The sequence below is a fragment of the Spirulina sp. CS-785/01 genome (genome assembly GCF_028330525.1).
Lineage (GTDB): Bacteria > Cyanobacteriota > Cyanobacteriia > Cyanobacteriales > Spirulinaceae > JAQMSD01.
In genome coordinates, this window is sequence record NZ_JAQMSD010000309.1 from 1 (window position 1) to 9,686 (window position 9,686).

The following is a 9,686-nucleotide window of genomic DNA, read 5'->3' on the forward strand; positions in this document are numbered from 1 at the left end:
ATCCAAGGCTATTGTTTATAATAAGATAGCCTTGGGTGGAAATCCTATTGTTTATAATAAGATAGCCTTGGGTGGAAATCCTGTTGTTTATAATAAGATAGCCTTGGGTGGAAATCCTGTTGTTTATAATAAGATAGCCTTGGGTGGAAATCCTGTTGTTTATAATAAGATAGCCTTGGGTTGAAACCCAAGGCTAATAGCTGAAACCCGTTAAAACGGGTTAAGAGAGCGAATAATTACCCTGTAAAATAATCATGAATCCTCTATTAACAACGGCCTCCTCAACTCACCCTGTTATGGGGGGAGTGGCGATTATTTTTCCGCTTTTTCTGGCCTTGATTACTCTGTATGTGGGGAAAGTTGCATGGATTGAGCGTATTCTTCCGGGGTATCGCTGGATGTCGTTGGGTGCGGGGGTTTCTATTGCGTATGTGTTTCTGGATATTTTGCCGGAATTGAATGTGGTGCAAACTGAAATTGAGCATACGGGGGGGTTGGCCTTTCTGGAGAAACACGCTTATTTGTTGGCCTTGGTGGGGTTGGGGATTTTTTATGGGGTGGAGGGGTTGGCCATGCGATCGCGCCGTCATAACCTTAAATTAACTGGACAAGACTGCACCACCCCGGCTATATTTTGGGTTCACATTGGGGTTTTTTGCCTATATAACGCCCTGATTGGGGAGTTATTGAGTGATATGGAGGCCAGGGGGTTAACGTCCACTATTTTGCTTTCTATCGCTCTTGGGTTACACTTTCTCATCACCGATCGCGGCTTGCGTCGTCACCATAAACAGCCCTATGATCGGGTAGGCCGTTGGATTTTAGCGGGAGGCCTTTTGGTGGGATGGATAGTCGGGCGATCGCTGCTTTTAGATGAAGCCGTCATTGCTGTATTATGGGGGTTAGTGGCCGGAGGACTCCTCCTCAACGTCCTCAAAGAAGAACTCCCGGAAACAAAAGAGAGTTGTCTTTGGTCATTTTTCCTCGGTGCGGGAGGGTATGCGGCCTTACTGTTAACTATCTGACGGGAAACTCGTTACCATAAAGCAAAGCTAAATTATAGAGCAACGTAACACCCATGTTAGACTTTCTGAACCCCATTCTCGGCAGAAATCCCGACAAAATCAACGCCAATGTCGAAATTTACACTTGGCAAACCTGCCCCTATTGTATCGCCGCCAAACTGCTACTCTGGTGGAAAGGGGTGGACTTTACCGAATATAAAATAGATGGAGATGAAGCGGCCCGACAACAAATGGCCCAACGGGCAAATGGCCGTAGATCAGTCCCAGAAATTTTCATTAATAATCAGCATATTGGCGGTTGTGATGAACTATATGCTTTAAATAATAAAGGGAATTTAGATTCAATGTTAATGGCCAATGGATAATTAACACTAGAAACCGGGTTTCTATCTAACGCTAAAATATTAGCCAACAAGTCAAAGAAGAAACCCGGTTTCTCCCCACCCTAAAAAAGGAAGATAACCCAGAAACCGGGTTTCTATCTAAAGCTAAAATATTAGCCAACAAGTAAAATAAGAAACCCGGTTTCTCCCCCAACAACTCCCCTATCCCCCAATGATACAAAACTTCCCCGATCTTACCGATCAAGGTTACACCATTCTACGGGTATTATCCCAACACCCCACCAGTGGCCGTAAAACCTATTTAGCACAACAGCTAAACACAGAAAATTGGGTGGTTTTAAAACAATTTCAATTTAATCATGTTTATACCAACTGGAGTGCTTACGAAGCGGTGAGTCGGGAAATGGAGGTTTTGCGATCGCTATCTCATCCCCGCATTCCTCGCTACTTACACCATTTTGACACACCCGAAGCCCTTTATCTTGTCCAAGAATACAAAGCGGCCCAGAATTTAGCCGACTGTCGCAACCTTACTCCCTCCCAACTCCGACGCATTGCCCTACAACTCCTTGACGTTTTACAGTATTTACAACAGCAAACTCCCCCCATTTTTCACCGAGATATTAAACCCGCTAATATCTTAATTGAAACCAACAACGGCCTCCAAGCCTATCTCGTCGATTTTGGCTTTGCTCACCCCTATACTGGGAGTGTCTCCGAAAGTAGTATTATAAAAGGGACATTGGGCTTTATGCCCCCTGAACAACTCCTCAACCGTCAACTCACCCCTGCATCTGATCTTTACAGTTTAGGAGTCACTTTAATTAGTCTCTTAACCAAAACCCCCTCCCACCACATTAATAATTTAATCGGGGAAGATTATCAAATTCACTTTAAAGAGCAACTTACCCACCGACTCCATCCTAAGTTTAGTCGCTGGTTGGAGAAATTAGTCACCCCGCAACAAAAACACCGTTTCCCCGACGCAAAAACCGCATTAAACCATCTCCACCCCACCCCGGCCACCCGGCCACTCCGTCAACCCTTACTCTGGCCAACCGTGGGGGTGGCCTCTCTCATGCTTGGTATTGGGGGATATGGAGGATATAAACTATCTGACACCCTCCACACCCCTCCCTCCTCCTTACAAGCAACCCTCCAGTTACACTCTCTGACTCCTTTCCTAGAGAAATATCTTCCCCCACAAACAGTATCCTCTCCAGACAGTGACACCATCATTCCCTTTCGAGTCTCCACCCAAGGAAATGCCACCTTTCCCCTCACCGCAGAGTTATGGGGGGAATATCACATCAAATCTGACCAAATTATTGTTAAAATTACGCAAGGTTTAATTCGGAATAATACCAACACAACTCAGCATTTATACTCATTTTATATTCAATTAGAAAATCCGTCCAACCCTACCTCTCCCACCAAGACAGTATCGGATATTAAGTCGTTTTTTGATTTACTTTATCCCCTCAAAGTCTATCCCTTATCTAACGTTGAGTTTTCTCTCCCTAAACCCCTAGGAATGAATACCAGAGAGGTTGCAGTCCAATTTACCCTTGCATCGCAAGCAACCACTGCCTCTCACCGTGAATTTACTTATCTGCAAGACTCTCTCCATCCTACCATCTGGAGTTCACCTTTCACGCACGAACAATAACAGACTTCCTTAAATGCTAATTTTCGCTAAGATTAAGGGATAGGAGTGGCCTGATGCTTGTGCTAAGTGAACTTAATGTTTAAACTTAATGTTTAAACTTAATGTTTGAACTTAATGTTTGAACTTAATGTTTGAACTTAATATTAATTTTTATGATTTTTGTAAGAGATAGACTATCTAAATCTTTATATATCCTAAATTTTAATACTCTTTAGTCACTTTCAAACCTATAAAAGACCTCACTTTCGTCTCAAGGGACGCAAAATAGACTTTTACGAAATTATTATAAACCCTGATTTGTTCTGTCTATGTTGATGCAAGGTAATTTATTTAACTTTTTTCAACCTCAAAAAATTACTGATGTTTTCCCTCTCTTGCAAGCGGCTATTGATTCTTCGGATAGTGGTATTTTTATCCTTGATGGGAGACAGAAAGATTGTATTTATAACCAAAAATTATTAGCAATTTGGGATATATCAGAAGACGACATCAAAAACAAACTCACCCCTTGGAAGCTGCGAGAAATTGCTCAGAAACTAAAACGTCCTTTACAATTTATTCAGTTTATTCAAGCAACCTTAAAACAATCCACTCCTCCCGTCGAACAGTTATTTTATTTTAAAGATGGGAAAGCAGTGAGAATTCATGCCAACTCCCTCTATTCTCAAGCAGAAGAAATTGGCAAAACTTGGACATTTCAAGATATTACTCGATGGATTGAAACAGAAAAAACATTACGGCATAAAAATGAACGAGAGCAGCTTACTCGTTTAATCTTAAAGCGAATTCGTAAATCCTTAAACTTATCCGAGATTCTACAAACCACAGTAAAAGAAGTCCGCAACTTATTACAAACGGATCGTGTTTTATTATATAAATTTCACTCCGACTGGAGTGGAGAAATTGCCGTAGAATCGGTCAGTGATGGGTGGTCAAAAACCTTGGGACTACACATTTATGACCCCTGTTTTACAGAATTTTATATTCACCAATATCGCCAAGGGAGAATTCACACCGTTACCGATATTTATCAAGATGATTTAGCCCCCTGTTATGTGGACTTTTTAAAACAATTTCAAATTCGGGCTAATTTAGCCCTTCCCATTTTACAGAGTGATAGTCTTTGGGGATTACTCCTCGCCCATCATTGCCAAGGGGCGCGAGAATGGCAACCCTCCGAGGTACAATTATTAAAAGATTTGGCGGATCAAGTGGCCATTGCCATTCAACAGGCCGAATTATTTAATAAACTTCAGCAGGCCAACCAACAACTGCAACATCTGGCCGCTATTGATGAGCTTACCCAACTGGCGAATCGTCGTCGTTTTGATGAATATTTAGAGCGAGAATGGTCTAGATTGCAACGGTTAGAACATCCTCTCTCGCTCATTTTAGCCGATGTGGACTATTTTAAACGCTATAACGACAGTTACGGCCACCCAGCAGGGGATGATTGTTTGCAGGAAGTGGCCCGCATTCTAGAAAAGGTGTGTAAAGGGTCCACTGATCTGGTGGCCCGGTATGGGGGCGAAGAATTTGCTATTATTCTTCCCAATACAAATACCCAAGGGGCCTTAGAGGTGGCCCAAAACATTCGTGTGATCCTCCAGCAACATCGTTTAATTCATCCTAATTCGGAGGTGAGTGAGTATGTCACCCTCAGTTTAGGGGTGGGAAGTGTAATTCCTGATGGGCAGCATTCACCTGATGATTTAATTACCTTGGCGGATCAAGCCCTATATCGTGCTAAAAAAGAAGGACGCGATCGCGTTGTCCTCGACACCCCAACCCTGCATGAATCTAGTCCCTAACCTCACCGTTGCACTATTCCTGCTCTTTTCAACCCTTCCCCTAGGGGCCCAATCCCCTCCAACTGGGGTTTGTGAGGCCGAATTATCTGCGGCCCTTGAACCGATTATCAACGGTCCGGAATTCGCGCGATCGCGCTGGGGAATTCTCATTCAACCCCTCAACCAAGACACCCCCCTCTACACCCGACAGGCCGAAGACTACTTTACCCCGGCCTCCAATACCAAACTCCTCACCACCGCAGCAGCATTACACCAACTAGGGGCCAACTTTCGCATCGAAACCCCCATTTTGGCCCAAGGCACACCCCCCAACTTACAAGAATTACGAATCATTGGCCGGGGTGATCCCAGTCTCACCACCCAACACCTAGAAACCCTAGTCCAGGAATTGCGCGATCGCAATATTCAACACATCCAACAACTCACCCTCATCGAAACCACCCCCCCTCAGCAAATGCGTCACCCCACTTGGGAAATTTACGACCTGAACTTCTACTACGGAATGCCCGTCAATCACCTCATCCTCAACGAAAATACCTTTAATCTCACCCTCTATCCCCAACAAAACGGCCAACCCGTGAGACTGGTAAGCAACGATGAAATAGCCCTACAACAATGGTTAATCATCAACCAAAGCACCACCCGTCCCCCCGACACCCCCGACACCCTCGCAATTAACAGCCAGCTAGGAAAACCCACCCTTTACATTACCGGAGAACTAGCCGCCAACGCCGATCCTGATTCCTGGGCCATGGCCATCTTAAACCCCGCCTTATATTTCCAAGACACCCTACTCCAACTCCTCCAACAAGCCGGAATCACCGTAGAAACCGCCCAAATTCAACCCCCCCACCCCCTCGAAAAAGCCAAACCCCAACGCCTCACCCTCTCCTCACCCCCCCTCTCCCAACTCATCCGCAACACCAACCAATCCAGCAACAACCTTTACGCCGAAGCCCTCCTCCAACAACTGGGAGGACTCGAACCCCTCCAAGCCAGCTTAACCGACTTAGGAGTCCCCCCCAACAGTTATCACCTCCGAGACGGGTCAGGACTCTCCCGTCATACCCTCCTCAGTCCCCAAGCGGTCGTTGCCACCCTAATTGCCATAGACCAAACCCCCCAAGGCCAAGTCTTTCGAGACTCCTTACCCCTAGGGGGAGTCAGTGGGACCTTACGACGACGGTTTCAAGACACTCCCTTAATGGGGGAAGTCCAAGCCAAAACCGGGACAATGACCGGAGTTTCTACCCTCTCCGGATATCTGGACCCCCCGCAATATCCTCCCCTCGTTTTTAGTATTATGCTCAATCGCTCTGAGCAGTCTGTCCGCGTGCAACGGGAAGCTATTGATGCGATCGTTCTCCAACTCTGGCAATTACAGGACTGTCAACAAGCGAAAGAGGGGAAATGACTGAGTGACTTGGTTTAATTTCCCCTTGATTCTATCTATGACGGCGAACGACTACCATAACCCACGAATAGGAGTTGTCGGAGTTGCACTCGAACACATCATCAATGTACTTTGTAACGGACCCCCAGGGGTTAACCGCGTTTCTAACACCATCCAACCGGGAGTAGGGGTGGCCACTTCAACAAAGCGAAAATTTTCTTCATCGGGTTGGACTGGGGTACGACTAACAATCGTCACGCGATCGCCCGGACTCAACCGTTGTTCCACCTCTGCATCCACCGACGGTTCAGAATAAATCACCATATCCCCCCGCACCTGACGACACATATCCGTTTGAGCAATCTCCACGTTATTCTCCCGCACCTGTGCCGCCGCAGGTAACGCCAAACTCCCTAACACCAACATCCCCAACACGGCTGCTCTTTGACCAAAGAAACCCATAGTAAAAACTCCTGTGTTACACACCAAATAAAAATATGTCTCGGTTGTACTCCATAGACCCAGGAGTGTCAATTATTTTGTACAGGAAGGAAACTCACGGGACTACACCAAGGGGAAAAACCCTTAGCTCATCGAGAATTGATGGATTGAAAAGAAAAAAAGCCCGGTTAGGGCTTACTACGAACCGATTTCCCCCAGTCCTGAGCAATGAGTCTTGGGTATTGCACCCAAGACTCAAAGACTTACCGAGTGCTGACCACTAAATCAGACCCCAAAGTTAAATCAAGGTTGGTATTGGGTTCAACAACCATCAAATCAACACTATCTCGACCTAAGAAGGATTGGATCAATGCAGTTAACGCCCCTGCACCTGCACCCAAGAGGACTTCTTCAGTTGCGATCGCGCGATCGCCAGTCACCGCCGCAATAGCAGCAGCCGCCGCCGTCCCAATAGCCGCATTTTTCACCAAATTCCCCGCATTACTACCCCGACGCACCGTTTCCGTCTCAGTAATAATTTGCGAAGACGCATCTATAGCTTGAGTTGTACCATCGGGATAAATAATCTCCTCCGCCACAAACCGCGTCCCATTCCCCGCCGGTTGCAAACGTCCAGACACCTTACTCTCCCCAGGAATCAACAACTGACCATCCTGCGTCGTCACATTGGTTTTCAAGTCCAACGTCACAGGCACAGTTTCATCGGGCATCAACAAGATTTTATCCTGTTCGTAAGCCACCGGAAGCTGAGTCCCCGCAGGAATCTTATATTGCGTGGCAATAGGAGTAGGCGACACAATATAAGCGGAATTAATCGTCGGGGCCTGGCCTCGACTCACCAACGCTTGATAGAGAAACGCCGCCACCTCTGCACGAGTCGCATTCCGTCCGGGGTTGAGGGTTTTCACATTGGGATAATTGACCACCATTTCTTCCTCAGTGGCAGCCGCGATCGGCGTGCGAGCATAATTAGAGATATTGAAGTCATCATTATAGTAATCCAACACCTCGCTCACAGGTTGATCCGCCTCATAGTTGAGTCCATTGGCCAAAGACACCAACACCTGTTCCCGTGGGATATTTTGTTCAGGCCGGAACACATTCCCCGGATAACCCGCTAAAAAGCCCGTTTCATAGGCATTATCAATGGCCGAAGCAGCCCAGTACCCAGGGGCAACATCCACAAAATTCACCGCAGAGCGTATTTTTGCCTTATTAAACGCACCTAACATGGAGGAGAATTGAGCGCGAGTCACCGGGGCTTCCGGGCGAAATGTACCATCGGGGAAACCTGCAATCACCCCCCGATTCACCAATGCTTCAATAAAATCTTCTGCCCAATAATTATTGGGAACATCCCGAAATGTATTAGATTGGGCTATAGCGGGTTCAGGGTTAACCATTGGTACAACGAAGGGAGTAAGCGCACCAACATTCATTCCTAATGTTAAACAAACAGCAACCGTAGCTTTCCAATTATTGAAGTTAAACATCTTGTATCTCCTTCTAAGTCAGTGAGTTGAGGCTTTTTGAGTGAGTGAGAGAAGCATTTAGGGTCAGTCAGTGCTATTTACTGCGCTAAATCTTCACCAGCAGGAGAGTTTGATCAACTTCATCATTCTTTTTCCCTGCTTTACCTCCCATGACCGAGGAGTTCCCCGGCAAGTTGCCGAGGAGAGGACAGTTTTTTGGCTGTCATAGATTAACCGAGGCGCAAGCATTCAGCCGGAGTCTCGCCGCAGGGGAAATGCTGAATGCTCAGGTCTATCAACCCGTTTTAACGGGTTTCAGCGATTAGCCTTGGGTTTTAACCCAAGGCATCTAATACTTACCTTACCCAAAAAATTTCCTCAGTTTGCGAGAAACTGAGGAAGACGATGGCAATGATGAACTAAAACACGAAGAAAGGAAAACTCAAGCACACAGGGAAACACTTTTACTTTTAGGCAGCACTACGGCGACTTCTGAGAATTACGCCAAATGCTCCTAACGAAAGCAAGGACAGGGTTGCAGGTTCAGGGACTGATTCTGTGGTGTTGTCCCCTTCAACTAGCTTAATTTGATAGGCAAGTTGGGAGTTTTTCGGTTTGCTGCCGTCGGCCCAACTCATGGTTGATTGTCCCGTGAGGGTGAAATCTCCGGTGATGTCGGCAATGTGGAGATAGTCGGCATCAAAATAGCCACAGCCCACGCTTCCAACACAAGCAGCACTAGAGATATCATTAATAGCAGAGGCCATGGTGCTGTCTTCTAAGTAAAGATTATCCACCACCATACTCGCTCCATCCACTCTCGCACTACTACGGATGTAGAGGTCGGAGAAACTATCTTGGCTGATCTCGCTTTTGGAGACTTCAACCCCAGCGACGGTATAGGTGAGGAGATTGTTAAGACTGTCAAAGGTTAAGCTAAAATCAACGGCTTCTCCGCTTACCCAGTCATCATAGTTCGCTTGGACTCGGTTGTTTGCGTCGTTGGCACTGTCGTGGATGTTGATTTCGTGGTCTCCAACGCGACCGATGCGGGTTTCAGCGGCCCAGGGAATTTCAACCCCTAGTGCGTCAAATTCTGCTCCGTCGTAATGTCCGCCTAATGTAAAAGCGTTGGCGTTACTTGTTCCTGCTAATGCTCCTACGGTAGCCAGTGATAAGGCAATTAACCCTGTGCGTAGTGTCATGGGATTTCCCCCTGTGAAGTCTGTTCCTACTATCAGTATAGGAGGAATGGAAGCGCGATCGCTACAACCAACAGCCCCTTTCACCAACTCTTTAACAAAACCCAGTCTTTTGTGAAGGGTTGATGAAGTTATAGTTGTTATTTGTGGTGAGTTGTTTGGTCTTGGTTCAACAAAAGAGCCGCGGGACTCCCCCACCTCGGAACAGGTGGGGGAGGAAAGCGGGTGAGTCGATACCGCTTCTCCTGCGGAGACGCTGCGCGAACGATGCGGCTGAGACTCACAACCTCTTAGGCTACACATAGACC

9 protein-coding genes and 1 pseudogene are annotated in these 9,686 nt (G+C 46.6%); 7 read left to right on the top strand and 3 right to left on the bottom strand.

Annotation, left to right across the window (positions count from 1 at the left end; all coding sequences use genetic code 11):
* The 6 genes and pseudogenes from PN462_RS20250 to dacB all read left to right on the top strand — a co-directional run.
* Positions 1-184: pseudogene (locus PN462_RS20250) on the top strand (hypothetical protein); the annotation flags it as partial.
* A gap of 70 nt (positions 185-254) precedes the next feature.
* Positions 255-1,025, top strand: a complete 771-nt coding sequence (locus PN462_RS20255; RefSeq protein WP_272130651.1) for a hypothetical protein — start codon at positions 255-257, stop codon at positions 1,023-1,025.
* A 53-nt stretch (positions 1,026-1,078) separates the two neighbouring features.
* On the top strand, positions 1,079-1,390 hold the full coding sequence (gene grxC, locus PN462_RS20260; protein ID WP_272130652.1) for a glutaredoxin 3: 312 nt from the start codon (positions 1,079-1,081) through the stop codon (positions 1,388-1,390).
* 190 nt (positions 1,391-1,580) lie between these two features.
* Positions 1,581-3,038 carry a serine/threonine protein kinase gene (locus tag PN462_RS20265; protein ID WP_272130653.1) on the top strand — a complete coding sequence of 486 codons (1,458 nt, stop codon included), beginning with the start codon at positions 1,581-1,583 and terminating at the stop codon, positions 3,036-3,038.
* 314 nt (positions 3,039-3,352) lie between these two features.
* Positions 3,353-4,849 carry a sensor domain-containing diguanylate cyclase gene (locus PN462_RS20270; RefSeq protein WP_272130654.1) on the top strand — a complete coding sequence of 499 codons (1,497 nt, stop codon included), beginning with the start codon at positions 3,353-3,355 and terminating at the stop codon, positions 4,847-4,849.
* Positions 4,833-6,263 (top strand): D-alanyl-D-alanine carboxypeptidase/D-alanyl-D-alanine endopeptidase, encoded by a 1,431-nt coding sequence (dacB, locus tag PN462_RS20275; RefSeq protein WP_272130655.1) that lies wholly within the window; start codon positions 4,833-4,835, stop codon positions 6,261-6,263. The genes PN462_RS20270 and dacB overlap by 17 nt, the downstream gene beginning before the upstream one ends.
* A gap of 51 nt (positions 6,264-6,314) precedes the next feature.
* Here the strand turns inward: dacB and PN462_RS20280 are convergent, their stop codons facing one another.
* Complete coding sequence (locus tag PN462_RS20280) at positions 6,315-6,704, bottom strand: hypothetical protein (RefSeq protein WP_272130656.1); 390 nt, start codon at positions 6,702-6,704, stop codon at positions 6,315-6,317.
* Positions 6,705-6,946: 242 nt separating this feature from the next.
* Positions 6,947-8,197: an S-layer homology domain-containing protein gene (locus PN462_RS20285; RefSeq protein WP_272130657.1), complete on the bottom strand. Its 1,251-nt coding sequence runs from the start codon at positions 8,195-8,197 to the stop codon at positions 6,947-6,949.
* Between the two features lie 149 nt (positions 8,198-8,346).
* Here PN462_RS20285 and PN462_RS20290 point away from each other — a divergent pair, with 149 nt between their 5' ends.
* Positions 8,347-8,502: a hypothetical protein gene (locus PN462_RS20290; protein ID WP_272130658.1), complete on the top strand. Its 156-nt coding sequence runs from the start codon at positions 8,347-8,349 to the stop codon at positions 8,500-8,502.
* 144 nt (positions 8,503-8,646) lie between these two features.
* Here the strand turns inward: PN462_RS20290 and PN462_RS20295 are convergent.
* Positions 8,647-9,686 (bottom strand): choice-of-anchor W domain-containing protein (locus PN462_RS20295; protein WP_272130659.1); only part of this gene is annotated, 1,040 nt, incomplete at its 5' end.